Origin of the sequence: Spirillospora sp. NPDC029432 (assembly GCF_040703975.1) — a bacterium.
Classification (GTDB): Bacteria; Actinomycetota; Actinomycetes; order Streptosporangiales; family Streptosporangiaceae; genus Spirillospora.
On record NZ_JBEZWH010000017.1, the window covers coordinates 72,574 to 95,858 of the forward strand.

At 73.6% G+C, this 23,285-nt stretch carries 21 protein-coding genes; 11 read left to right on the forward strand and 10 right to left on the reverse strand.

From position 1 onward, the window contains the following. Window positions 1-61 precede the first annotated feature (61 nt). From AB0881_RS16440 to AB0881_RS16460, 5 genes are all read left to right on the forward strand, one after another. Window positions 62-1,792 carry a DUF2207 domain-containing protein gene (locus AB0881_RS16440; RefSeq protein WP_366617735.1) on the forward strand — a complete coding sequence of 577 codons (1,731 nt, stop codon included), beginning with the start codon at window positions 62-64 and terminating at the stop codon, window positions 1,790-1,792. Window positions 1,793-1,855: 63 nt separating this feature from the next. Continuing rightward, a complete protein-coding gene (locus AB0881_RS16445; protein WP_366617736.1) occupies window positions 1,856-2,098 on the forward strand; it encodes a hypothetical protein in 243 nt (80 codons plus the stop codon). A gap of 89 nt (window positions 2,099-2,187) precedes the next feature. Further along, a complete protein-coding gene (locus AB0881_RS16450; RefSeq protein ID WP_366617737.1) occupies window positions 2,188-2,892 on the forward strand; it encodes an FCD domain-containing protein in 705 nt (234 codons plus the stop codon). After that, window positions 2,889-4,151, forward strand: coding sequence for an MFS transporter (locus AB0881_RS16455; protein WP_366617738.1), 1,263 nt, complete (start codon window positions 2,889-2,891; stop codon window positions 4,149-4,151). The genes AB0881_RS16450 and AB0881_RS16455 overlap by 4 nt, the downstream gene beginning before the upstream one ends. A gap of 90 nt (window positions 4,152-4,241) precedes the next feature. Then, window positions 4,242-4,658, forward strand: a complete 417-nt coding sequence (locus tag AB0881_RS16460; protein WP_366617739.1) for a hypothetical protein — start codon at window positions 4,242-4,244, stop codon at window positions 4,656-4,658. A gap of 14 nt (window positions 4,659-4,672) precedes the next feature. On the opposite strand, the gene AB0881_RS16465 is transcribed toward AB0881_RS16460, so the two are convergent. Beyond that, window positions 4,673-5,680 carry an asparaginase gene (locus tag AB0881_RS16465; RefSeq protein WP_366617740.1) on the reverse strand — a complete coding sequence of 336 codons (1,008 nt, stop codon included), beginning with the start codon at window positions 5,678-5,680 and terminating at the stop codon, window positions 4,673-4,675. A gap of 26 nt (window positions 5,681-5,706) precedes the next feature. Then, window positions 5,707-6,534, reverse strand: coding sequence for a 3-keto-5-aminohexanoate cleavage protein (locus AB0881_RS16470; RefSeq protein WP_366617741.1), 828 nt, complete (start codon window positions 6,532-6,534; stop codon window positions 5,707-5,709). Between the two features lie 20 nt (window positions 6,535-6,554). Between AB0881_RS16470 and dtd the strand changes: the two genes are divergently transcribed. Continuing rightward, window positions 6,555-6,980: a D-aminoacyl-tRNA deacylase gene (dtd, locus tag AB0881_RS16475; protein ID WP_366617742.1), complete on the forward strand. Its 426-nt coding sequence runs from the start codon at window positions 6,555-6,557 to the stop codon at window positions 6,978-6,980. Between the two features lie 133 nt (window positions 6,981-7,113). Then, window positions 7,114-8,589: an FAD-dependent monooxygenase gene (locus AB0881_RS16480; protein WP_366617743.1), complete on the forward strand. Its 1,476-nt coding sequence runs from the start codon at window positions 7,114-7,116 to the stop codon at window positions 8,587-8,589. Here AB0881_RS16480 and AB0881_RS16485 read toward each other — a convergent pair. The 4 genes from AB0881_RS16485 to AB0881_RS16500 form a co-directional block, all read right to left on the reverse strand. Next, entirely contained in the window at window positions 8,580-9,140 is a 561-nt protein-coding gene (locus AB0881_RS16485; protein ID WP_366617744.1) for a hypothetical protein, read from the reverse strand. The genes AB0881_RS16480 and AB0881_RS16485 overlap by 10 nt on opposite strands. A gap of 75 nt (window positions 9,141-9,215) precedes the next feature. Further along, window positions 9,216-10,208, reverse strand: a complete 993-nt coding sequence (locus tag AB0881_RS16490) for a folate-binding protein (protein ID WP_366617745.1) — start codon at window positions 10,206-10,208, stop codon at window positions 9,216-9,218. A gap of 30 nt (window positions 10,209-10,238) precedes the next feature. Beyond that, the gene (locus AB0881_RS16495) at window positions 10,239-10,661 is read right to left on the reverse strand and encodes a Fur family transcriptional regulator (RefSeq protein ID WP_366617746.1); all 423 of its coding nucleotides are present in this window, start codon (window positions 10,659-10,661) and stop codon (window positions 10,239-10,241) included. A gap of 346 nt (window positions 10,662-11,007) precedes the next feature. Continuing rightward, the gene (locus AB0881_RS16500) at window positions 11,008-11,493 is read right to left on the reverse strand and encodes an FABP family protein (RefSeq protein WP_366617785.1); all 486 of its coding nucleotides are present in this window, start codon (window positions 11,491-11,493) and stop codon (window positions 11,008-11,010) included. Between the two features lie 185 nt (window positions 11,494-11,678). Between AB0881_RS16500 and AB0881_RS16505 the strand changes: the two genes are divergently transcribed. After that, window positions 11,679-12,041: a DsrE family protein gene (locus AB0881_RS16505; RefSeq protein ID WP_366617747.1), complete on the forward strand. Its 363-nt coding sequence runs from the start codon at window positions 11,679-11,681 to the stop codon at window positions 12,039-12,041. Between the two features lie 118 nt (window positions 12,042-12,159). Further along, entirely contained in the window at window positions 12,160-13,176 is a 1,017-nt protein-coding gene (locus tag AB0881_RS16510; protein ID WP_366617748.1) for a TerC family protein, read from the forward strand. Window positions 13,177-13,182: 6 nt separating this feature from the next. On the opposite strand, the gene AB0881_RS16515 is transcribed toward AB0881_RS16510, so the two are convergent. Both AB0881_RS16515 and AB0881_RS16520 read right to left on the reverse strand, forming a co-directional pair. Further along, window positions 13,183-13,902 carry a glutamine amidotransferase gene (locus AB0881_RS16515; protein WP_366617749.1) on the reverse strand — a complete coding sequence of 240 codons (720 nt, stop codon included), beginning with the start codon at window positions 13,900-13,902 and terminating at the stop codon, window positions 13,183-13,185. 59 nt (window positions 13,903-13,961) lie between these two features. Further along, entirely contained in the window at window positions 13,962-15,212 is a 1,251-nt protein-coding gene (locus AB0881_RS16520; RefSeq protein ID WP_366617750.1) for a MurT ligase domain-containing protein, read from the reverse strand. A 318-nt stretch (window positions 15,213-15,530) separates the two neighbouring features. On the opposite strand from AB0881_RS16520, the gene AB0881_RS16525 reads away from it, so the two are divergent. Both AB0881_RS16525 and AB0881_RS16530 read left to right on the forward strand, forming a co-directional pair. After that, window positions 15,531-16,958, forward strand: a complete 1,428-nt coding sequence (locus AB0881_RS16525) for a hypothetical protein (RefSeq protein WP_366617751.1) — start codon at window positions 15,531-15,533, stop codon at window positions 16,956-16,958. A gap of 180 nt (window positions 16,959-17,138) precedes the next feature. Continuing rightward, complete coding sequence (locus AB0881_RS16530; RefSeq protein WP_366617752.1) at window positions 17,139-17,978, forward strand: hypothetical protein; 840 nt, start codon at window positions 17,139-17,141, stop codon at window positions 17,976-17,978. Between the two features lie 13 nt (window positions 17,979-17,991). Here AB0881_RS16530 and AB0881_RS16535 read toward each other — a convergent pair whose 3' ends face one another. Both AB0881_RS16535 and AB0881_RS16540 read right to left on the reverse strand, forming a co-directional pair. Further along, window positions 17,992-20,943 carry an ATP-binding protein gene (locus AB0881_RS16535; protein WP_366617753.1) on the reverse strand — a complete coding sequence of 984 codons (2,952 nt, stop codon included), beginning with the start codon at window positions 20,941-20,943 and terminating at the stop codon, window positions 17,992-17,994. 33 nt (window positions 20,944-20,976) lie between these two features. After that, a complete protein-coding gene (locus tag AB0881_RS16540; RefSeq protein WP_366617786.1) occupies window positions 20,977-23,064 on the reverse strand; it encodes a hypothetical protein in 2,088 nt (695 codons plus the stop codon). Between the last annotated feature and the right edge of the window lie 221 nt (window positions 23,065-23,285).

The window sequence follows — 23,285 nt, forward strand, 5'->3', positions numbered from 1 at the left end:
GTCTCCGGACCGACACCCGCAGCCGCTACGATTTGCGGCCATGTTGGGTCGCTTGCGGCCAATGGTCGCTTCCCTGGCCATCGCCGCCCTCATTCTCCCCCTCCCGTTCGTTCCCGCGTCCGCCGCGGCCGCCGCGGCACCCGGGACCGCCGCCGCGCCGGAACGGGTGATCAAGGACGAGGTCACGCTGAAGGTCGGGCCGGGCGGCGTCGCGCGCGCCCGCGAGACGATCACGTACCAGTTCGGCGGCGGCAAGGGGCTGGAGCGCTCCTTCGTCACCCGGCGGCACGACAGCATCACCCACGACCGGGTCACGCCCGTCTCGAACGTGCGCGCGTCCAGCCCCGACGGCGGCCCGACCAGGGTGGCGGTCAGCGAGCGGGACACCCTGACGGTCGTCGAGGTCACCGGGCCGGCGGCGCTGAACGGGCGCCGCACGGTCGTGCTGGAGTACGACGTGCGCGGCGCGGTGGCGCCGATGGGCCCGGCCGAGGAGCTGCGCTGGACGGCGGTCGGCGGCTGGGACGTCCCGGTCGACGAGGCCCGGGTGACGGTGGACGGAGGCGCGATCATCCGCCACGTCAACTGCTTCACCGGGCCGCTGGACAGCGCCATCGGGTGCACGCAGTTCTACACCAACCACACCCGCACGCAGGGGGTCTTCTCCCAGCAGCGGATGCTGTCGGGCGAGCACCTGACCGTGGTGGCGGGGGTGCCGGCCGGCACGACCGGCGGGAAGCCGATCTTCGAGCGGCGGCACACGGTGGCGACCGCGTTCTCGGTGAACGGGGTCACCGGCGCCGCGCTGCTCGGCCTGCTGGTGCTGCTGGTCGGCGGGATCGGGGCGCTGTACATGCTGCGCGGCCGGGACGCGCGGGTGGTCGGCAAGAAGGCCGCCGAGGGCGACCACGCGCCGGTGGCGGGGTCGGAGTTCGAGCCCCCGGACGGCGTGCGGCCCGGCCAGATCGGCACGCTGATCGACGAGCGGGCCGACGTCATCGACGTCACGGCGACGATCGTGGACCTGGCGGTGCGCGGCTACCTGATGATCGAGGAGGAGGACCGGGCGGTCACCGGCCGGCTCGACTGGGCGCTGCGGCGGCTCCGGCGGGACGCGGGCGAGGACCTGCTGAAGTACGAGCGGCTGCTGCTGGACGCCCTGTTCACCGCCCCGGACGGGACGGCGCGCGGCACGGTGAAGCTGTCGGAGCTGGGCGGGACGTTCGCGACGCGGCTCGACCAGGTCCGCTCGGCGATGTACGACGACGTGGTCGAGCAGGGCTGGTTCGCGCGGCGGCCGGACACGGTGCGGTCCCGCTGGACGGTGGCCGGGATGGTGCTGACCGGGCTGGGCGTGGCCGGGACGGTGGCGCTGGCGCTGTTCACCGATCTGGCGCTGGTCGGCCTCGCGGTGATCATCGCGGGCGCGGCGCTGGCGTACGGCGGCCAGTTCATGCCGGCCAAGACGGCGCGCGGCGCGACCGTGCTGGCGCACACGATCGGCTTCCGGGCGTTCCTGGAGCGGGGCGAGGTGCCGGCGGAGGCGGCGCAGGGCGGCGCGGCGCCGCAGCGGATCGCGCTGTTCTCGCGCTTCCTGCCGTACGCGGTGGTCTTCGACGCCGTGCCGAAGTGGGCGCAGACGGTGGAGGACGCGGGCGAGCGGGCCGAGGGCGCCGACAACCTCTACTGGTACGAGGGCCCGGCCGAGTGGGACCTGTCGAAGTTCGCGGAGTCGATGCGGACGTTCACGCTGGCCACGTCGGGTTCGATCTCCCAGTCGCGGGGGCTGTGAGCACCGTCCCGGGTTGAACGGGGCAGGGCGGGTAGGGGCACGAACAAGGAGGTTCGACCCAAAATGCTCGCTGATGCCTCCCCCCTCGGGGACAACATCCTGCTCATCATCGGACCGCTCGTCGTCGCGGTGGCGCTGGCCGTGTGGCTGACCCTGACCGTGCTCGCGGCCCGCCGGAAGGTGCGCCCGGAGAAGATCCGCGGCGGCTCGGCCCATCGCGGTCCCGTCCAGGGCGGCGTGATCGAGGGCGATCCGGGCCAGCGGACGCGGCGCGACGAGGCGCCCCGCGAGACCCGCGAGAACTGACCGGGGCCCGGCCGCCGGGCCGCGGCGGGGAAGATCGTAAGATGTCTGACATCTGACCGATTCCGCCTCCGCCCGACAGGAGTTCCCCCGTGGCCCTGAGTCCCGTTCCCGGCGGCTCGACCGTCGACGCCGTCCTCGACCAGTTGCAGGCCGAGGTGAGCGGCGGCGGCTGGCGGGTCGGCGACCGGATCCCCGGCGAGCTCGACCTCGCGGCGCGGCTGGGCGTCAGCCGCCCGGCCGTGCGCGAGGCGATCCGCGCGCTGGCGCACGTCGGCGTGCTGGAGGTCCGCCGCGGGGACGGGACGTACGTGCGCAGCAGCGCCGACCCCCGCCCGCTGCTGCGCCGCGTCGCCCGCGCCACCCTCCGGGACGTCTTCGAGGTGCAGCTCGCCTACGACGTCCAGGCCGCCCGGCTGGCCGCTCGGCGCCGTACGGACGAGGACGTCGAGCGGCTGGCGGGCCTGCTCGCCGCCCGGAACGAGGCGACCGGCGCCGAGGCGTTCGGCGAGACGGACGCCCGCTTCCACCACGGCGTCGCCGAGGCTGCGCGCAACCCCGTGCTGATCGAGGCGCACCGCTACTTCCAGGGGCGGCTGCGCGACTCGATGGCGACCGTACGGCTCGACCGGGAGGTCCCGGAGGCGGGGCCGGCGGCGCACGCGGCCGTGCTGGACGCGATCGTCGCCCGGGACGCCACCGCGGCGGCACGCGCCGCCGCGGCCGTCGTCGAGCCGACGCTGGCCGTGCTGGAGACCCTGGTGGCGGCGGACGAGGCGAGCGGGGAGTCCCGGTGAGGGCGCGCCGGGCGTCCCTCGTCCTGGGGCTGGCGCTGCTGGTCCTGGTCGCGATCAACCTGCGGCCGGCGATCGTGGCGGTCGGCCCGCTGCTGACCGAGATCCGCGCGGACTTCGCGCTGTCGGGGACGGCGGCGGGCGCGCTGACGACGCTGCCGCTGCTGTTCTTCGGCTCGTACGGGCTGATCGCCCCGTTCCTGCGGCGCGCCCCGCGCGGCGAGGCGCTGCTGGTGGCGAGCATGGCGCTGCTGGTGGTGGCGCTGCTGGCGCGGCTGCTGGACGCGCCCGCCGCGCTGTTCGCCGGGTCGCTGGCCGCCGGGATCGCGATCAGCATGGGCAACATCGCGATCCCGGGGATCATCAAGCGCGACCATCCGGACTCGGTCCCGCTGGTCACCTCGATCTACACGGTGGCGATCACCTGCGGCGCGGCCGTCTCGGCCGCCGCCGTGATCCCGGCCCAGCACGCGCTCGGCAGCGGCTGGCGGCTGCCGCTGGGGCTGCTGGCGATCCCGGCGGCCGTCGCCGCGCTCGCCTGGCTGCCGCGCCTGCTGCGCGCCCCGGCGACTCCGGCGCCGGCCGCCGGCGCTCCCGCGCGGGGCGCCGCGGCGGCGGCGGTGTGGCGGTCCCGGCTGGCCTGGCAGGTGACGCTGTTCATGGGGATCCAGTCGCTGCTGGCGTACGTGACCGTCAGCTGGGTGCCGACGATCTGCCAGGACCGCGGCATGGGCGAGGAGGCGGCCGGGTACCTCGTGGGGCTCAACAGCCTCATGCAGGCGGCCGGGTCGCTGGCGGTGCCGTTCCTGGTGCGGCGGATGCGCGACCAGCGGCCGCTGGTGCTCGTCACGGTGGCGGTGACGTTCGTCGGGTTCGCCGGGATCGCCTGGGCGCCGACCGCGACGCTGTGGGTGCTGGCGGCGGTGCTCGGCGTCGGCCAGGGGCTCGGGTTCGCGGGTGCGCTGTCGTTCATCGGGCTGCGGGCGCACGACGCGCGGGTGGCCGGGCAGCTGTCCGGGATGGCGCAGGGCTGCGGGTACCTGATCGCGGCGGCGGGCCCGCTGCTCATCGGCTTCCTGCACGACGCCACGGGCGGTTGGAACGTGCCGATCGCGGCGGTCCTGGCCGTCACGGCCGCGCTGGCCCTGCCCGGGCTGGCCGCCGGACGGAACCGGACGATCCGGATCCCGGACGCGGCGCCCGCCGGCACCGCCCTGAGCGGGCAGGCCGAGGCCCAGATTTCCCAACAATCCGGGAGATAGCCGGTCAACTCCGGGTCAGCCGCCGATTTCCGGGGATGGGTTCAAGAGATCGTCCCCGGTGGTGGATGAGATGGGGTGGATGAGATGGACATGGCGCTCTTGGCCCGGGCCGCGATCCCGAACGATCCGGACACCCTCGGCCTCGGGCTTCCGCTGATCTTCGGCCCGATCGTCGTCGCGATCGCCCTGGTGACCTGGCTGACGCTGGTCGGCAAGGCCGCGGGCCAGACCAAGCGGGTCAATCCCAACCACCCCGACCAGTCCTCGCACCGCGGGCCGATGCAGGGCGGCCTCTACAGCTACTCGCCCGGCATGTACTCGCACAGCTACGCGCCCACCGAGGCCGAGTACCTCGACCCGCCGTCCGAGACCGGCTACCCGCCGCTCGCCCAGGACCGGCCCCAGGTGCGGCAGGGCACGGACGTCGGCATCCTGGAACGCGAGGTCAAGCGCGGCACGCGCCCGCGCCGCCGGTGGCGGCACCGCGGCGAGCGAGGCGAGGGCTAGCAGGGCTGGTAAGGCTAGGCCCCAGCAGGCGGGGACACCGCGAAGACGCCGGGGGCGGGACGGATCGCGCCCACCTGCCGGTCGCCGCCGTGCACCGGCACGGTCGCCAGCTCGTCCAGCACCGCCGCGTCCGTACCGCCGCCGGTGTGGCCGCCCAGCGCGCGCAGCAGCGCGACCGTCACGGGCGTGCGGGCGCGCATGGCACCGTCGTCGATCTTGACGGCGCCGGCCCGGCCGTCGGCGAGCGCGAACGCGTCCACGCCCTCGGCACCGCACTTGACCAGCAGGCCCGGCACCGCGTCCATCAGCCGGCGCTCCTCACGGCCCGTGCCGGACGTCCAGTGCGGATGGGCGCGCATCGCGTCGGCCACGCGCCGCTCGGCGGTCCCCGGCGCGGCCAGCACGAGGGCCCGGAACGCGCGCGCCACCCCGGTCACCGACACCGCGAACAGCGGCGCGCCGCAGCCGTCCACCCCGGTCGCGGCCGGGCGCTCGCCGGTCAGGTCCTCCACGGCCGCGCGCACGGCCGCCTGGAGCGGATGGGCGGCGTCCAGGTAGCCCTCGGTGGGCCAGCCCGCGGCGACGCAGGTGGCGAGCATGGCGGCGTGCTTGCCGGAGCAGTTCATCCGCAGCCGGGACCGCCCGCCCCCGCCGCGCGCCGCGTCGATCGCGACCGACCGGTCCAGCGGCCACGCCTCCGGGCAGCGCAGCGCCTCGGCCGACAGCCCGGCCCCGGCGAGGATCTTCTCCGCGCCCTCGACATGGAAGTCCTCGCCCGAGTGGCTGCCGGCGGCCAGCGCCAGCTCCTGCCCGTCCAGCTCCAGGCCGGACCGCAGCATCGCCACCGCCTGCATCGGCTTGTTCGCCGAACGCGGGAAGATCGGCTCGTCCGGCGCGCCGAGCCGTACCGCGAGCGCGCCGGAGGCGTCCAGCCCGGCCGCCGAGCCGCGGTGCCGCGACTCGACGAAGCCGGACCGCTCCACCTCGACCAGGACCGGGTTGATCTCCACCATGCCCCTCATTCTCTTCGGCGGCCGGGAACCGCCGGTCAGCGGGGCCGTACTCCCAGGAAGGCGCGGGCCTCGGCCGGCGCCATCGGCGGCCGCTGGGCGAGGCCGGCCAGCGCGGCGGCGCGCTCGACCAGCTCGGCGTTCCCGGTGACGGGGCGGCCCTTGGCGTACGTGAGCGTGTCCTCCATGCCGACCCGCAGGTGCCCGCCCGCCGACAGCGCCGCGAGCATCACCGGCACGGACGTCCGGCCGACGCCCGTCGCCGACCAGGAGGCGCCCGCCGGCAGCGCCTCGACCGCCGCGACGAGCGTCCGCGCGTCCCCCGGCATGCCGCCCGGGACGCCCATCACCAGGTCGCAGTGGACGTGCCCGCCGTACGGGGCGCCGTGCTTGTCCAGCAGCCGGTTCAGCGCCGCGACCTGGCCGAGGTCGAACAGCTCGAACTCCGGAACGATCTCCAGCTCCTGCGTCCGCCGGTAGAGCTCCACCATGAACGGCCACGGGTTCATGAACACGTCGTCGCCGAAGTTGACCGTCCCGCAGGTGAGCGAGCAGCCGTCCGGGTCGGCGTCCAGCACCCGCAGCCGGTCCTCGTACGGGTCGGTGACCGCGCCGCCGGTGGACAGCTGGACGACGAGGCCGGTCGCCTCCCGCAGCGCGGCGACGGTGTCGCGCAGCCGGGCGAGGTCGAGCGTCGGCCGCGCGTCCCCGTCCCGGATGTGCACGTGGATCACCGCTGCCCCGGCGGCCTCGCATTCCTTCGCCGTACGGACCAGCTCGTCCAGGGTGACGGGCAGCGCCGGCACGTCGGCCTTGGCGGACTCGGCGCCGGTGGGCGCCACCGTGATGAGCGTCGTTGCTCCCATGCGAGGCAGAATGCATGGTCATGAGGGCCGTAGTCCAGAGGGTGAGCGAGGCGAGCGTGTCCGTCGATGGGCGCGTCGCGGGGGCGATCGAGGGTCCGGGGCTGCTGGTCCTGGTCGGGGTGACGCATGACGACACGCCCGCGCAGGCGCGGAGGCTCGCCGCCAAGCTGTGGGGCCTGCGGATCCTCCAGGACGAGAGGTCGTGCTCGGACCTCGGCGCCCCGCTCCTGGTGATCAGCCAGTTCACGCTGTACGGGGACGCCCGCAAGGGCCGCCGCCCGACCTGGATCGCGGCGGCGCCGGGCCCGGTCGCCGAGCCACTGGTGGACGCCGTGGTCGCGGAGCTGCGCGCGCTCGGCGCCAAGGTGGAGACCGGCGTGTTCGGGGCGGACATGAAGGTCGCCCTGGTCAACGACGGCCCGATCACCCTGACCCTGGAGATCTAGGGGGCGGCGCGGAAACGTCGCGATCCGTTTTGCCAACAGCTGTTGGCATCGGGCTCCCTGTCGTCTACCGTGGAAGTCAACAGGCGTTGGCCAACAGTTGTTGACCAAGCTCCGGTTCGCTTCTGGAGGAGACATGACCGCGATGACCGGCAACGGCGCCCGCATCGACGTCCTGGTCGTGGGCGCGGGACCCACCGGGCTCCTGCTGGCGGGCGACCTCGCCGCGGCGGGCCTGGCCGTCACCCTCGTCGAGCGCCGCCCGCACGAGATCAGCAACCTCTCCCGCGCCCTCGTCACCCACGCCCGGACGCTGGAGCAGTTCGACGCCCGCGGGCTCGCCGACGAGGTCGTCAAGGGCGGGCACCCGATCGAGGCGCTCCAGCTGTTCCAGTCCGTGCGGCTGGACCCGTCCCGGCTCCCCACCCGCTTCCCCTACGTGCTGTTCATCCCGCAGTACGAGATCGAGCGCGTCCTGGAGCGGCGCGCGCTGGAGGCGGGCGTCACCTTCGTGTACGACGCCGAGGTCGTGGGCGTGGAGCAGGACGGCACCGGCGTGACCGTCCGTACCATCCCGGGAAAGCACGCCGGGCAGGACGCCGCGGCCGCCGCGTACCGGGCGTCCTACGCCGTCGGCGCCGACGGCGTGCACAGCGGCGTCCGGAAGGCGCTCGGGCTGCCGTTCCCCGGCAGGACGCTGCTCAGCTCGGTGATCCTCGCGGACGTCCGGCTGGCGCGGCGGCCGGAGCGGGCGTTCACCGTCAACGCGGTCGAGGACGGCTTCTGCCTCCTGACCGAGATGGGCGACGGCTGGTACCGGATCACCGGCTGGAACCGCCGCAACCAGGCCCTCCGCGATAACGAGCCGCTGGAGCTGGACGAGGTCGAGGAGCTGCTCCGGATCAACTTCGGCACCGACCACGGCATCACCGAGTGCCGCTGGAAGTCCCGCTTCCACAGCGACGAGCGGCAGTCGCCCTCGTACCGCGAGGGCCGGGTCTTCCTGGCCGGCGACGCCGCCCACGTCCACTCCCCGGCCGGCGGCATGGGCATGAACACCGGCCTCCAGGACGCCGCCAACCTGAGCTGGAAGCTGGTCGCCGTGCTGCGGGACGGCGCCGACGCCCGGCTCCTGGACACCTACCAGGCCGAACGGCACGCGGTCGGCAGGATCGTGCTGCGGATGAGCGGCACCCTCGTCCGCGTCGGCATCCTGCACTCGGGGCCGGCCAGGCTCGCCCGCACGCTGCTCGGCGCGCTGCTCACCCGGGTCCGCCCCGCCGCCGACCGTGCCGCCGCCATGATCACCGGCATCGGGCTCGCGTACCGCGCCGGCCGGGGCTCCCACCGCCTCACCGGGCGGCGCGCGCCCGACGCCGAACTCCGCGAGGGCCGCCTGTACGAGCTGCTGCGCGGTGGCCGGTTCGTCCTGATCTCACCCGGCGAGCCGCCCGCCGGCGTCCCGGAACGGGTCGCGACCGCACGCTGGACCGGCGACCGGCGCACGACCGTCCTCGTCCGCCCGGACGGGTACGTCGCCTGGGCCTCCGGCGCGCCGGACCCCGCCGGGCTGCGCGCCGCGCTGGCGCGCTGGGCCGGGCCTCACACGTAGCCGTAGACCATCCCCACGATCGTCACCAGGGTCCCGGCGGCGGCGAGCAGGATCAGCATCCGGTCGATCTGCGACAGCCGTCCCCGGACCTCCGGCGACACCACGACCTGGCCGCTCTCCCGCTCCGCCGGCGGCTGGTCCGGGCCGCGGAGCGGGTTGCGCATGCCGACCAGCCGCCACAGCCCGTCGATCTTGAGCCGCTGGTGCTCGTCCTCGCAGGCGAACAGGCGTCCCCGGACGGGCTCGCGGCACGAGGAGCCCTTCCGCGTCATCGTCCGGCAGAAGGTCGGGACCAGCATGAACTCGTACAGGCACCACACCAGCAGCCCGAGCAGCGCCACCGGCCACGACCGGAGGTACCAGGCCGCCGCGGCCCAGAACGCGAACAGCGCCCACCACAGCAGTGCCGACTCCCGCCGGGGCCGCCGCCTGCGCCGCGCCGTCCCGCCCCGCCGCCGGGCCGGCCCGTCCTCATGCGGCCCGTGCGGCTCATGCGGCTCGTGCGGCGCGTCCGGCCGCGGCTGCGGCTCGTTCCCCGGGCTGGCGACCATCGGGCCGGACCACCTCTCTCACCCGAGCGGGAATCATCGTCTATGGGAGTCGATTTTGCCCGGGTGCCCGGTGGCTTACGCCCGCTTTGCCGGTTGTCGCCGCAAATCGATCTTGGCGTTGGCGCCGGTGTCCGGGGACACCACCACCTCCTGCGCCGCCGCCACCCCGCCGGCCAGCAGCTCCGCGTCCACCGGGACGTTCCGCTTCACCAGCGCGAGCGCGACCGGCCCCAGCTCGTGGTGCCGCGCCGCCGACCCCACGAACCCCACGGCGCGCCCGCCGGGGATCTCCACCGGGTCGCCGTGCGCGGGCAGCCGGTCGACGCTGCCGTCCAGGTGCAGGAACACCAGCCGGCGCGGCGGGCGCCCCAGGTTGTGCACCCGCGCCACCGTCTCCTGCCCCCGGTAGCAGCCCTTCTCCAGGTGCACCGCGGCCTCGATCCAGCCCATCTCGTGCGGGATCGAGCGGTGGTCGGTGTCCAGCCCGAACCGCGGCACGTGCGCCGCGATCCGCAGCGCCTCGTACGCCCACAGCCCCGCCGGACGCAGCTCCTCCGCCAGCCCCGGCAGCACCGTACGCTCGATGATCTGCGCCGTCCCGACCACGTCGGGGAACACCGGCACCCCGGGAGCCGCCTCGCGCGGCGTCGTCACCACGGCGTACGCGTCGCTCAGGTCCTCGACCTCGACCCGCAGCATGAAGCGCATCTTGTCGAGGAACGCGGCCAGCTCCGGAGCCGTCCCCGGCTCCACGTGCACCCAGACCGCCTCGCCGTCGTCCACCAGATGCAGGTGGTGCTCCACATGCCCGTGCGGGCTCAGCAGCAGCGCCTGCGTCGCCTCGCCCGGCGCGAGCCGTTCCAGATGCTGGCTCAGCAGGCTGTGCAGCCAGCTCAGCCGATCCGGCCCCGACACCCTCAGCACGCCGCGATCGCTCCGGTCGACGAACGCCGTACCGGCTTCCAGCGCGCGCTGTTCCTGCGACGGCTCACCGTAGTGGGCGGCGACTTCCTGATCGGGCGCGTCCGCCGGGACGGCCCCGGGCAACTGCAGCAGCGGGCTCTCCATGAACCCCACACTATGCGCCGCGAACGCGATCTACGCCCCGCCGGCCCGGCACTCCTTGCACCGCCCGTACACGGTCAGATGGTGGACGTCCGTCTCGAACCCGAACGTCGCGTCCAGCCGCTCGGCGAGCCCCGCCGCCAGCTCCGGATCCACGTCGTGCACCGTGCCGCAGCCGCGGCACACCAGATGGATGTGGTCGGCGTCGGTCGCCAGGTGGTAGTTCGGCGGCCCGTGCCCCAGATGGGCGTGCTTCACCAGCCCGAGCTCCTCCAGGAGCTCCAGCGTGCGGTAGATCGTGGAGATGTTCACGCCCTTGGCGGTGCGCTGCACCTCGGCGCAGATCTCGTCGGGAGTGCCGTGCATGAGGTTGGTCACCGCCTCCAGCACGAGCTGGCGCTGCGGCGTGACGCGGTACCCCTTGGCCCGCAGTTCCTCCTGCCACGTCTCGGACATGCCCCGAGTCTATGTGCCCCGGGCCGTCCCCCGGAGATCGCCCAGGGGCGCCGAGGGGCCGCGGAAAATCCGCTTGCCCGAGCCGCGGGGCCTCGCATAGCGTGCGAGGTACGCGTGAAAGGAGGTGGTCCTAGCCAATGGTTGATATTAGGACTCGCGAGGTGGCTGTCCGCTAGTCGCCGTTCCGCCTCGGAACCGCTCCCAGGAGCGGTGCGGCCGGTCGGTGACCGGCACTACCAGGCAGTTACCCGATCCCCGGACCGATGGGCCAGTCCTGCCCATCCCCCGCCACCCGGCGGGAAGGTCCGGGGATCGTTCAATTCCGGGGGGTCTTCTCCCACTCCCGTCAGGCGACCCGCTTGAGCTGAGCGGACAGGTGCGACTGGAGCGGCTGCCCGACGGCCGCCATGTCGTACGCCCAGCCCAGGTCCTCGCCGATCAGCCCGTACAGCCGCTTGCCGGCGGTGACCTCCTTGGCGCTGTCGGTCCGCGCGATCACATCGGTGACCAGCTCGACCCGGCTGAACGCCACGTTCCCCAGGTAGATCTCCACGATCCCGGTCGGGTGCGCCAGCGTCACCTCGACCTGGTGGTCGGGCCGGGGCCGCCAGTACCCGGTCTCGGTCGCCAGCGGGCGCCCCAGCGAACCGTCCTCCTCGATCAGCCACGTCCGGCTGGCGTAGCTCAGGAACGGCTTGCCGATATGGGTGAAAGAGATCTCCTGCCCGAAGTTGAACGACTCGATCGTGGGGTAACCGCCGACACCGGCGCCCTCCCACGTACCGAGCAGGAACGCCAGCGGTTCGAGATCGGGATGCAGCTCAGGCTCCATGGACATAACCACTGAGCGTAGCGGCGTTCGCGCTCATTCGAGCCGCGAGAGCTTCACCACGAGCAGGACCGCGGCCACCGCGATCAGTGCGAGGAACAGGACCAGGACTCCCGCGTTCACCATGCCGCCCACGGCGCCCGATCCTACGGCCAGCTTCCCGGAGGCGCACGGGTTACGCTGCCGGTATGGCGAGAGCACTGGTGATCAAGGCGACGGCGGGGGCGGACGTGCCCGAACGGTGCAACCAGGCGTTCACGGTCGCCGCGGCCGCCGTGGCGAGCGGGCTGCCGGTCTCGCTCTGGCTGACCGGCGAGTCGGCCTGGTACGCGCTGCCCGGCCGGGCCAAGGAGTTCGACCTCGCGCACGCCACCCCGCTGGACGACCTGCTCGGGGCGGTGCTGGCCGCCGGGCAGGTGACGGTCTGCACCCAGTGCGCGGCCCGCCGCGAGATCGGCCCGGACGACGTGATCCCGGGCGTCCGCATCGCCGGCGCGCCGACTTTCGTCGAGGAGATCGCCGCCGAGGGCGTCCAAGCCCTGGTCTACTGACCCTTTCCTTGGGCGGCCCTGGGGGTCCGCCCCATAGGCGGCACTGAATCCGGCCCGCCCCCGAATGATCCTCTGCCGAGCGGACATAAAGCAGCACCAAGGGGAGGGAGTGAGCGGCGTGGTCGATATCCCCGCGTGGTTCTGGGCGGCGACGATCGCCCTGGTCATCGGGTTGTTCGTGTTCGACCTGGTAGTGGCGGTACGGCGGCCGCACGCGGTGCACCTGGGCGAGGCGACGTTCTGGTCGGTCTTCTACATCGCCGTCGCGATCCTCTTCGGGATCGCGACCTGGTGGCAGCTCGGGACCACGGCCGGGACCGAGTACTTCGCCGGGTGGATCGTCGAGAAGAGCCTGTCGGTCGACAACCTCTTCGTCTTCGTCATCATCATGGCCCGCTTCAGCGTGCCCGCCGAGTTCCAGCAGAAGGCCCTGCTGTTCGGCATCGCGGCCGCGCTGGTGCTGCGCACGATCTTCATCGCGGTCGGCGCGGCGGCGATCTCGCTGTTCTCGTTCACCTTCCTGCTCTTCGGCCTGATCCTGATCTGGACCGCGGTGCAGCTGGTCCGGCACCGCAACGAGGAGCCGGACGTCGAGGACAACTTCCTGGTCCGCCGGGCCCGCAAGATCATGCCGGTGTCGAACGACTTCCACGGCGGGAAGATGCTCGCGCACGAGAACGGCCAGCGCGTGATGACCCCGCTGCTGCTGGTCTTCATCGCGATCGGCAGCACCGACCTGCTCTTCGCGCTCGACTCGATCCCGGCCGTGTACGGCGTGACGCACGAGCCGTTCCTGGTGTTCGCCGCCAACGCGTTCGCGCTGCTGGGGCTGCGCGCGCTCTACTTCCTCATCGAGGGGCTGCTGGAGCGGCTGGTCTACCTGTCGATCGGGCTGTCGGTGATCCTGGCGTTCATCGGGGTCAAGCTGATCCTGCTCTTCCTGCACGAGGACGTGAACAAGGCGATCCCCGAGATCCCGACGCCGCTGTCGCTGGCGGTGATCCTGCTGATCCTGGTGGTGACGACCGTCGCCAGCATCGTCCGGGTGCGGGCGCACCCGGAGGAGAAGGCCAAGGCCCACTCCGTCCGGATGCGCAAGCCGAAGAAGGAAGAGGAGGAGCAGCGCTCCTCCTAGCGTCCCCTAAGAGAGCACCGCGTTCAGGCGCTCCTCGCGGAGGCGGCCCGCCCAGGAGTCGTCGATCGGCTGGAGCTGCTGCCCGACGGCCCAGGTCAGGAGCAGGTCGGCCAGGCCCGGGTTGCGGACGAGGGCGGGACCGTGCATGTACGTGCCGAGCATGTGGCCGCTGTACGCGCCCTCGAAGCCCTGCCCGTCACCGTTGCCGACGCCCGCGACCACCTTGGCCAGCGGCTTGGCGCCGGGCCCGATCCGGGTGACGCCCTGGTGGTTCTCGAAGCCGGTGATCCGCGGGACGTTCAGCTCGGCCGACACGTCGCCGACGACCTCGCCGACCGCGCGCTGCTCGCCGCGGCCGCTGCTGATGTCGAGCAGGCCGAGCCCCTGGACGGGCTGGCCCTCCTCGCCGCCGAACTGGTGGCCGAGCAGCTGGAAGCCGGCGCAGACCGCGAACACCACGGCGCCGCGCCGGGCGGCCTCGGCCAGCCCGCCGTCCCGGCGCAGCCGCTGGGCGGCCAGGATCTGCGGCCGGTCCTCGCCGCCGCCGAGCAGGAAGATGTCGCCGTCCGGCGGCACCGGCTGGTCGGACCGCACGTTGACGGTCTCGTACGGGATACCGCGCAGCGCGGCCCGGCGCTCCAGGACGATGGTGTTGCCCTGGTCGCCGTACGTGCTCAGCAGGTCCGGGTAGATCCAGACGATCTTGAGTGGACGGTTAGACGACACGGCCGTACCTCGTTTGGCTGACTCGGCTGGAAGGCGGTGTGGCGAAGCCATGTCGGCGATCAGACGACACGGCCGTACCTCGTTCGGATGTCCTGGAAGGCGGTGTAATTCGCGATCACGTCGAGCTTGCCGGGGGGCACCGCCATGACGGCCTGGTCGATGTCGTCGACCAGCGTGAACTGGACGTCGGCGGCCTCCAGGCGGGCGGCGAGGTCGACCCGGCGCTCGCCGGCCACCCAGACGGGGCGGCCGCGCAGGATGCGGTAGTCGACGTCCCACAGCCAGGAGGTGTCGCGGCCGTCGGGGCCCTGCGCGTTGATCGACAGGGCGACCGGTCCGGGCGCGGGCTCCAGGACGTCGAACGCCTCCAGCCAGCCCGCCGGGTTCTTCGACAGCAGCAGCCGGATCTGCCGGCCCTGGTGCTCGACCGTGGTGTAGCGGCCGGCGACCGAGCGGACCTCGCTGAGCAGCGGCAGCGCCGTCTCCGGCGGGACGCCGAACTGGGCCACCACGGCGAGCGCGATCAGGGCGTTGGACCGGTTGGCGCGGCCGGGCAGCGACAGCGCGGAGAGCTGGAACGTCCGGCCGTCCGGCACCGTGACCTGGTCGCCCTTGAGGATGTAGTCGGGACGCGGCCGGGAGAAGTGGCACTCGCGGCAGCGCCAGTCGCTGTCCTCGTCGGTGTCCTGGCGGTCGAGGGGGCCGCCGCATTCGGGGCAGCACCAGGAGTCCTCGCGCCAGTGCTGGCCCGCGGCCACCCACGTCACGCTCTTCGCGGACGACGCGCCCCAGGTGACCAGGGGGTCGTCGCAGTTGGCGATGACGTGGCTCTGCGGCGAGGCCTCCAGGGCCTTGCGCCACTTGCCGGCCAGCAGCCAGATCTCGGCGGCGCGGTCCATCTGGTCGCGGCTGAGGTTCATCAGCGCGACGACGTTGGCGCCGGTCTCCGCGAGGACCATCGGGACGTACTTCTCGTCGCACTCCAGCACGCCGTAGCGGGCCGCCGGCGCGGAGGCGAGCGCGGACACGTGCCCGGTGGGCATGTTGGCGCCGAACGCGTTGGTGGCGACCTCCCCCAGCGGTGTCATCGCCGAGGTGATCAGCCGGGTCGTCGTCGTCTTGCCGTTGGTGGCGCTGACGAGGACGAGCTTGCGATCCCGGGCGAGCCGGGTCAGCAGCTCGGGATCCAGCCGGAGGCCGATCCTGCCCCCGATCACCGAGCCGTCGCCCTTGCCCGCGAGCCGGGACATCTTCGCCGCCGTGCGACCGAGCGCGACGGCCAGCTGCGAACGCAGCGGAAGATCGCTCATGGACTCCGTCTTCTCCGGTTGCGCCTGTGGAAACCGCTCCGAGCCTAGCCGGTACGAGGACGTACCGTTGCGGCACTCTCCGAAGCGACTGCGAGGAGGATCACACCATTTGGTGTAAACCGTCCCACCGAATCTTGACCTATGTGAACATGTCATGATTCGGTGCGTCCCCGGCAGCCCGAACAATGGGGTCTCAGATACCCCCGAGCGCGCCTGTGTGAGGCGTTGAGCCAGTACTTTGTCGGGAGCCCTGCGGTTTTGGCGGGGGATTTCCCCGCACTCTGGCGGACGAAGCGGCGACAAGGCGAGGTCTGAGCGATGCAGTGTCCGACGTGCGGTACGAACACGCCCGGGACGCTCGGCACGTGTCCGAACTGCAACGCCCCCATGGGGAACGGCTCGTCCCCGGGGGCACCGCTCGGGGCACCGCCCGCGATCGGCGACCAGACGATCGTCGTGCCGCCCGCCACCCCGGCGTGGACGATCGACATCCCGGCCGGCGCGCCCGGCGGCGTACCGGACGGCATGCCCGCCGACCCGCCGAAGGAGCCCGCGGCCCAGGCCGCGGCCCCGCCCGCGCCGGCCGGGCCGGGTGACGGGCCGTCCGAGTCGACGGCGCCGTGGGCGTTCGACCCGAACGACGACAGCGGCGCCTACCCGGAGGCGCCGCCCCCGCCCGCCTGGGCGTCCGGCCAGCCCGCGGTGCCGCCGTCGCCTTCCGCGAGCCCGCAGCCCCAACCCCCGCAGCCTGCGCAGGCACTCTCCCCGGAGCCTCATCCCATGGGGAGCCCGCCGCCGCCCTCGGAGACGTCGGGGCCGTACGAGTCGATCGTTCCCGAATCGTGGTACGCCCGCCCCCGCAAGCCGGACGCGCAGGCCGAGCGGGATCCGGGCGTCCAGCAGTGGGCGCCCCAGCCGACCTCGCCCGGTGTGGGCGCGGGCGACATCTACGGCCAGACGGCCGTCATGGACTCCGGCGGCTACCCGGCGGGCGGCGCCACCCGCCTCGACCAGCCCGGCATGGGCATGGGCGCCCCGATGGGGCCGATGGACGCGTCCCTCGGACCGCCCATGGGACCGGCCGGCCCCGACCAGGGCATGGGCCACTACCCGCCCCCGGAGGGCTCCAACAAGGCGAGCAAGCCGCTGCTCATCGCGGTGTCCGCGCTCGTCGCGATCGCGGTCGTCTCGGTGGGGCTCGTGCTGTGGCCGGGCGGGGACGACAAGCCCCCGGCCGCGCAGGCCAGTCCCACGCCGAGCCAGAACACCCCGGTCGCGAAGAAGGAGCCCATCGGCCCGGCGCGCCAGCAGGCCGTCCAGCTGAACGCGCTGCTGAACGCCAGCGCCGACACCCGCCGTGAGCTGGCGGCCGCGCTGAACGGCACCGCGAAGTGCGAGACGCTGCCGGCCGCGATCCGCGGGTTCCAGGGCGTGGCGCAGCGGCGCACGAACCAGATGCGCCGCGCCAAGGCCCTCAAGGTCGACAAGCTGGCCAACGGCGCGCGGATGCGAGTGACGCTGTACCAGGCGTTCAAGGCGTCGCTGGAGGCCGACCAGCGGCTGCTCGCGTGGGCGAACAAGGCCAAGCGCAAGTGCCGCGGCAAGCCCCGGCCGGCCGTCTCCAAGGCGCCCGGCCGCATCCCGGCGGAGCGCCGCGCGACGATTGCCAAGAAACAGTTCGTCACGATGTGGAATCCTGTCGCTCGCGCGACCGGTCAGCCGCAGCGGCTCTGGAACGGGCTGTAAAAGGCCGATCACAACAGGATTGCAACCCATGTCGGGAAGCTCCTGATCCGCCGGTAGCGCAGTATGTTGGCTGCGTCGAGGCTTCGCGGGGGAGGTTCAGGCATGCGGTGCCCGAGCTGCGGTAGTGACACGACCCCGTCGCTGCCCAATTGCACGCGCTGCAACGCCCCGCTGGGGGGCTTGGGCGACGAGGCGTCCACGACCCCGGATCCGTTCGCGGGATCCGGCCCAGGTTCGGTACCGGTCCCCGACGCCGGGCCCGTACCGCCGCCCTGGACGACTCCGCCCGCTACGCCGCCCGGCTGGGACGCGCCGCCGTCCCCTCCCGGCGGTGACGGCGAGCGCACCATCTCCCTCTCGGACGAGCCGTGGGAGCACGAGCAGTGGGCGGAGGAGGTCTGGTCACCGGGCCCGACGCCCAAGAAGCAGGCGCTCCCGTACGTCCTGATCGGCGGCGGCCTGGTGGTGCTCATGCTGGTCGCGGCGGCCATCATCTTCTGGCCGTCCGGGTCCGACCCGGCCGCCGGACCGGCCGCCGGCGGCTCGTCCGCCGAGGCCGGCGGCTCCTCGGACCCCTCGGACCCCTCGCCCGGACCGGACGAGGAGCCCACGACGGCCTCGGGCGGCGACCTCAACAAGCAGGCGGGCCAGGTGGACGCGCTGCTGACCGAGATGGCCAGCACCCGCTCCGAGCTGGGCACGGCCGTGACCGCCGGCTGCCGGACCGCCGACCTCCAGCGGATCTACGACCAGCGGCAGGAGCAGCTGCGCAAGGCCCGCGCGCTGGACGTCAGCGCGCTGGAGAGCGGCACCGAGCTGCGCGACGCGCTCGTCCGGGCGCTGACCGCGTCGTCCTCGTCCAACAAGACCTACCTCGACATGAGCCCCGGCTGCCCCTCCGACAACACCGTCGCGAGCGTCAACGGGGAGGCCAGTGCCGCCAAGCGCGACTTCATCGGCTACTGGCGCCCCAACGCCGAGAAGGCCGGCCTGGACGTGCGCAGCGCCGACACGATCTGAGCCGCCAGGCCGGTCAGCCGCGGAGGAAGGGCAGCGCTCCGGACGGATCGCCGAACGGGGCGACGAGGCGTTCCGGCCAGCTCAGCACGGGTTCGAGCCAGGCGACGACGCGCATCGTCTCGGCGGCGTCGGCGATCTCGTCCTCCTCCGCGACGCCGACCGTGACGTCCGCGAGGTCCCGGTAGAAGCCCGCGAGGTCGTCGGCGCCGCCGATCGCGGTGGTCGCGAGGGGCCGGTTGCGTTCCAGCTCCATCGACAGCGGATGGCGGCGCAGCGCGCGCAGCCGGTGGCCGAGCTTCGGCTCGGGGGGCTGCTTGAGGCCGGGCAGCTGGTACTCCAGGGCCGGCGCGGGGGCGTGCTTGTCGGGGGCGCCGCCGCCGTACGGGAAGAGGCGGTCCATCTCGTGCAGCCACCGCACCTGCGGGATCACCCAGTCGGGCCCGGGGCGGGTGCCCACCGGCGCGGGATCGCCGCCGAGGAGGCGCTGGGCGACCGCCGCGGCGGCGGCCGTCAGGTCGGCCGGCGGGTACGCGGTGCGCAGCGCCCACGCGCGCCGGGTCACGGCCCGTTCGAGCACGGTCGCCAGCGTGCACTCGCGGAGCCGGGGCGTGAGGCGGGACCAGGCGCGGCCCAGCTCCGGCGGCACGGCGGGCAGCGGCCGGTTGACGACGTGCGCCAGCACGAGCGTGTCGCCCCACACGCGCAGCCAGGCCCAGTCGGGATGCCCGGCGAGCAGGTCGGCCTCGCGCAGCTCGTACAGGGTGCAGGCCCGCCCGGAACGGCACTCGCAGCCGCACGCGGCCGACCGGCGCCCGTCGACCGGCGGCGGCGGGCCCGGCAGCACGCCCTCGCGGCCCTCCCCCAGCGGGATCCGCACGCGCAGCGGCCGGTCCATCCCGTCGGCGAACACCGCCGCGACGCCCGGACGCAGCGACACCACCTCGCGCGACTGGTCCTCGTCGAGGTTCATGGCCGCGCCGACCTGGTGCCGGTCGTCGAACGCCGGCAGCCGGTGCACGACCTTCAGCGCGGTGTTCTTGATGACGTCCGGGACCAGCTTCGTCGGGATCTGCTCCGCGACGATGATCCCCTCGCCGTACGCACGGATCTCGGCGAGCATCCCGGCGAACAGCTCCACCGCGTGCGAGCTGGTCCGCTCGGGCCCGCGGTTGCGCAGCAGCCGGTGCGCCTCCTCGATGACGATCACGTGCCGCAGGCCGGGGGCGCCGGTACCGCCGCGCCGCTCGCGCATCCGCAGGTGCTCGACGACGCGGATGATGAGCGTGCCCATCAGGAACGCCTTGTCCTCGTCGTTGGCGACGTCCTCGATGGCGAGGACGATGTTGTCGCGCAGCATCCCGCCGATGTCGGCCGGGTGCCCGCCCTCGAAGAACCGCCCGGCCGACCCGATCCGCAGCGACCGCAGCCGCACGTCCACGAAGCCCTGCACGTCGGCCATCAGCTCGCGGCCGTACCCCACGTCCTTGATCACCTGGAGCGCGGCGCCCTGGAGCTGCTCCAGCGTCGGCACGGCCGGCTCGATCAGCGAGCCGGGGACGCCGCCGCCGGTCACCACGTCCCAGCCGGTCGCCTCGTACACCCGCTGGAGCGCCTGCGCCATGATCTGCGGGAACGGCTCCTCGGCGTCGAACGCGGCCTGGAACAGCGCCCGGACCATGTCGATGTGCGCCTGGACGGGATAGCCGGGCTCGGGCGCCAGCGGGTTCACCGACAGCGGCACCGACGCCGGGTCGGACGGGTTCACCACGGTGACCGGCCCGCCGAGGTCCCGGATGCGGCCGGCCATCGCCGCGTACTCCGACTTGGCCGGCTCGATCGCCAGCCACGGGATGCCCGCCCTGGTCAGCTGCTCCAGCAGGTGCCGCACGGTCTGCGACTTCCCGGCGCCCGTGGACCCGGTCACGAACACGTGCCGGTTGATCGTCGAGCGGGGGACGGTGAACCGGCCGACCTCGCGGTCCTGCCCGTCCAGGATCGCGCCCAGCTCGACCGGCGCCCCGGGGGTGACGTCCTCGGTCTCGGAGGTGACATCGAAGTATCCGGCGTCCAGCACCCGCAGCCCCGGCACCTCCCGGCGCGGCAGCCCGGCCAGCGCCGCCAGCGCGCCCGCCGTCGCGACGAACGGATGCCGCTCCGCCGTCTCCACCACCCCGCGCTGCCCCGCCGGCAGCGCGTCCGGTCGCAGGACCTCGCCGAACGTCCCGCTCCCGTGCCCCGACCTCAGCCGGTACGGGTGGTGCCCCAGCTCCATCGAGCCGACCAGCACGGGCGCGATCTGCCCCAGCTCGCCCTGGTCGGCCGCGCCCGCGACGACCCGCACCTCCCACAGCCCGGCCTCGCGGAACGCGTCCAGCTCCGCCAGCCGCTGGTCGGCGCGCGCCACCGCCAGCCCGGCCCGCTCGTCCTCGCCGCGCCGCAGCATCCGCAGCTCGTGCTGGAGCTCGCGCATCTCCACGTCCAGCCGCCGCTCGTCGCACGGCTCCGCGACCACGAACCAGCCGAACGGCCGCTCCATCAGCGTCACCAGCGTCGACTCGAACAGGCTGGCCCCCGCCTCCGACCTGCCGACCTGCGGCGCGAGGCGTCCCGGGCAGCGCGTCCACACCATCCGCTCGGCCTGCCGCATCCACTGCTCGCCGACCGGCACGCCCCGCGCCCCGCTCGGGAACAGCAGGCCCTGCCGCCCGCCCGGCCCCGGATTGACCGGCCCGGCATTGGTGATCAGCTCCAGCGGCGCGCCACCGCCGGCCGACAGCCAGCCGACCACGAACGGCCGCCGCCGCCGCGCCGCCGACAGCGCGGCCGGGAGGACGCTCACGAAGTCCCACTCCGCCGAGGCGGCGCGTTCGGGGGCGGGGATCGCCTGGATCCGGTACCACGGGCCGGGCAGTACGGGCATGGGCGACAGACCGTGCGGGGAGCCGTGCGGGGTGTGCGGGGTCACCCGAGCATCCTTCCCCCCGTACGGCGCGGCGCGCTACGGCTGCGCCGGAGGATCGGCCGCGTGCCGCCCGTTCGGCCTCATCCGGACGCTCGGGCCGCGCGTCCCCTTGGGCATGGCGTGCCGCGCCCGGGACGTCCACGGGAACCCCTGCTGCGGCCGCGCCTCCCCGGTCGGCGCGGGAAGCGGCACGTCGTCCGCCGCCTCCTCGGGCTCCTCCGCCGCCGTCCCGTTGGCGTGACCGTTCTGCTCCTGCTGGCGCAGGTACTCCTCGAACGGGATGGAATGCGCGGTCGGCAGCGTGATGATGCCGGGATTGGCGTCCACCATGAGGATCCGGCGGCCCTTCGCACCCGAATGCGTGAAGACCATCGCGGTCGGCGGCAGCTCCTGGAGCTGCGGCGGCTCCACCAGCAGCTCGCGGAACCCCTGCTTCAGCTCGCCGGTGTCGCCCCGCCGCCGGTCCTCGGTCGCGGCCAGCCCGCGCCCCCACGCCGTCGCCGAGCTGATGCCCTCGACCAGCGCGCTGTCATCGTCCACCGGCGCCGGCAGCGGCGACCACACCGGATCGGTCAGCTCGTCCCCGCGCGCCCGCGCGTACGCGACCGTGCTGGCGTAGCTCCCGGCGGGCACATCGGCCAGGCTCTCCCCGGCCGAGTCCGTGATCTCGGCGACCAGCAGCGGCTGGTCGGTCCCGATGTGCTCGGCCGCCACCCGGGCGTCCTCGGGGTTCCCCAGCCGCATGAACCCGACCGCCGCGTGGCCGCGCCGCCCGAGGCGCTCCCGTACGTGCTGCGGAATCGACCGGTACATCAACACAAGTCCCGTCCCGGTGGCCTCGCACGCGTCGATCAAACGGTCCAAGACATCGCCGCGGAGCTTCTCGGCCCCGCACAGGAACAGCGTGTGATCCCACCGTCCACCCGGCGGCGCCTCCCGGATCCGATGGGTCAGCGCCGTCGTCACGTACGTCCCGAGCACCCGATTCGTCAGGACCCCGGCCCGCCGGTCCATGGAAACGACATGGAGCCGCGACGGCGGCAGCCGCACCGGCTCCGCCGCGAGCTTCTCCAGCTTGCGCAGCTGCGCCTCCAGCGCCCACGCCCGCCGCACCACGATCCGGTCGGTCGCGTCGCGCCCGAACAGCGTCGCGACCCGTTCCAGCTCCTCCTCGCTCAGCAGGCCCTTGCGCAGGTCGTCCCGCGGGTCGCCGACCTGGGCCAGCACCCGCAGCGCCGCAGTGATCCGCGGGATCGTGGCGCCGCCCCCGAGCACCTCGATGATCCGCTCGAGAATGGAGTTGTCGAACGACAGGTCCCGGGTGCTGCTCTCCTCCTCGCCCGCGCTCACGACCAGCGACAGCACATCGGCGAGCGCCTCGGGCCCCAGCCCCCGGGTCGCGTCCAGGCGCGGCAGGTCGGCCGGCAGCACCCACACGAGCGGATCGTCCCCCCGCGCCGCCGCCACCCGCAGCAGATCGTGCGCGACCGCCCCCTCGGACAGATCGATCACGGAGACCCGCGCGCCCACCGCCAGCCGCGCCGCCCCCATCGTGGTCACCGCCGCGGCCCACCCGGCCAGCGTCCCGCCCACGACATCGACCCGATCGACATCAGGCGGCACCGCCACGGGATACCACTCGCGCTGCCCGGCGTACTCCCGCTGCCGCCGCTCCCACTCCTCGTAGGCGCCGACGTACTCCGACTCGGCCGCGTCCCGCCGCCGCTGCCACGCGGCCCGCTCCCGCTCGCCCTGGAGCCGTTCCCGGACGATCCGCGCCCGCACGGCCCGCTCGTCCTGCCACAACAAGTAGCCGGTGATCCCCACGATCGCCACGCACGCGCACATCGCCGCCGCCGCGAACGCCCACGGCAGCACGCCCAGCACCCAGCACAGCAGGAACAGGACGATCCCGACCCCCGCCCCGTACGCCGCGATCCGCAGCGGCCGCACGGCCAGGTACTCGCCCGGCCGCCGCTCCGCCGCCGGCGCGGCCGGCGCCGGCTCCGGGGGTTCGGGCCGTCCCGGGGGCGGCCCGGGATCGGGATGCACTTGTGCGTAGCGCCAGCCGACATAGACGCGGTCGGCCTGCACAAACCGCGCCATCGCGGAACCGCTCGCCATGTCCGTCACGTCGAGAGACCTCTGGGTGTAACGGGATGGTGTGGGACGCCTGTGGTTCTGGGTGGACTCCTCCTCAGCACAGACTAAAGAGGATCCGCCCTCCGCGCGCCCCGTTCAACCGAACAGCCCCGACAATGCCCGACTCCACCCACCATTTCGGTCATCCTGCCCACCAAGGTCAAAGATCGGACACCGAGATACGGCCCCCTGTCCGCATCCGG

What these genes read in the sequence shown, in the direction of transcription:
- AB0881_RS16440 (WP_366617735.1), top strand. Translation starts at nt 62, where the DNA reads ATGGTCGCTTCCCTGGCCATCGCCGCCCTCATTCTCCCCCTCCCGTTC.
- AB0881_RS16445 (WP_366617736.1), top strand. Translation starts at nt 1,856, where the DNA reads ATGCTCGCTGATGCCTCCCCCCTCGGGGACAACATCCTGCTCATCATC.
- AB0881_RS16460 (WP_366617739.1), top strand. Translation starts at nt 4,242, where the DNA reads ATGGCGCTCTTGGCCCGGGCCGCGATCCCGAACGATCCGGACACCCTC.
- AB0881_RS16465 (WP_366617740.1), bottom strand. Translation starts at nt 5,680, where the DNA reads ATGAGGGGCATGGTGGAGATCAACCCGGTCCTGGTCGAGGTGGAGCGG.
- AB0881_RS16470 (WP_366617741.1), bottom strand. Translation starts at nt 6,534, where the DNA reads ATGGGAGCAACGACGCTCATCACGGTGGCGCCCACCGGCGCCGAGTCC.
- dtd (WP_366617742.1), top strand. Translation starts at nt 6,555, where the DNA reads ATGAGGGCCGTAGTCCAGAGGGTGAGCGAGGCGAGCGTGTCCGTCGAT.
- AB0881_RS16480 (WP_366617743.1), top strand. Translation starts at nt 7,114, where the DNA reads ATGACCGCGATGACCGGCAACGGCGCCCGCATCGACGTCCTGGTCGTG.
- AB0881_RS16485 (WP_366617744.1), bottom strand. Translation starts at nt 9,140, where the DNA reads ATGGTCGCCAGCCCGGGGAACGAGCCGCAGCCGCGGCCGGACGCGCCG.
- AB0881_RS16490 (WP_366617745.1), bottom strand. Translation starts at nt 10,208, where the DNA reads ATGGAGAGCCCGCTGCTGCAGTTGCCCGGGGCCGTCCCGGCGGACGCG.
- AB0881_RS16495 (WP_366617746.1), bottom strand. Translation starts at nt 10,661, where the DNA reads ATGTCCGAGACGTGGCAGGAGGAACTGCGGGCCAAGGGGTACCGCGTC.
- AB0881_RS16500 (WP_366617785.1), bottom strand. Translation starts at nt 11,493, where the DNA reads ATGGAGCCTGAGCTGCATCCCGATCTCGAACCGCTGGCGTTCCTGCTC.
- AB0881_RS16505 (WP_366617747.1), top strand. Translation starts at nt 11,679, where the DNA reads ATGGCGAGAGCACTGGTGATCAAGGCGACGGCGGGGGCGGACGTGCCC.
- AB0881_RS16520 (WP_366617750.1), bottom strand. Translation starts at nt 15,212, where the DNA reads ATGAGCGATCTTCCGCTGCGTTCGCAGCTGGCCGTCGCGCTCGGTCGC.
- AB0881_RS16525 (WP_366617751.1), top strand. Translation starts at nt 15,531, where the DNA reads ATGCAGTGTCCGACGTGCGGTACGAACACGCCCGGGACGCTCGGCACG.
- AB0881_RS16540 (WP_366617786.1), bottom strand. Translation starts at nt 23,064, where the DNA reads ATGGCGAGCGGTTCCGCGATGGCGCGGTTTGTGCAGGCCGACCGCGTC.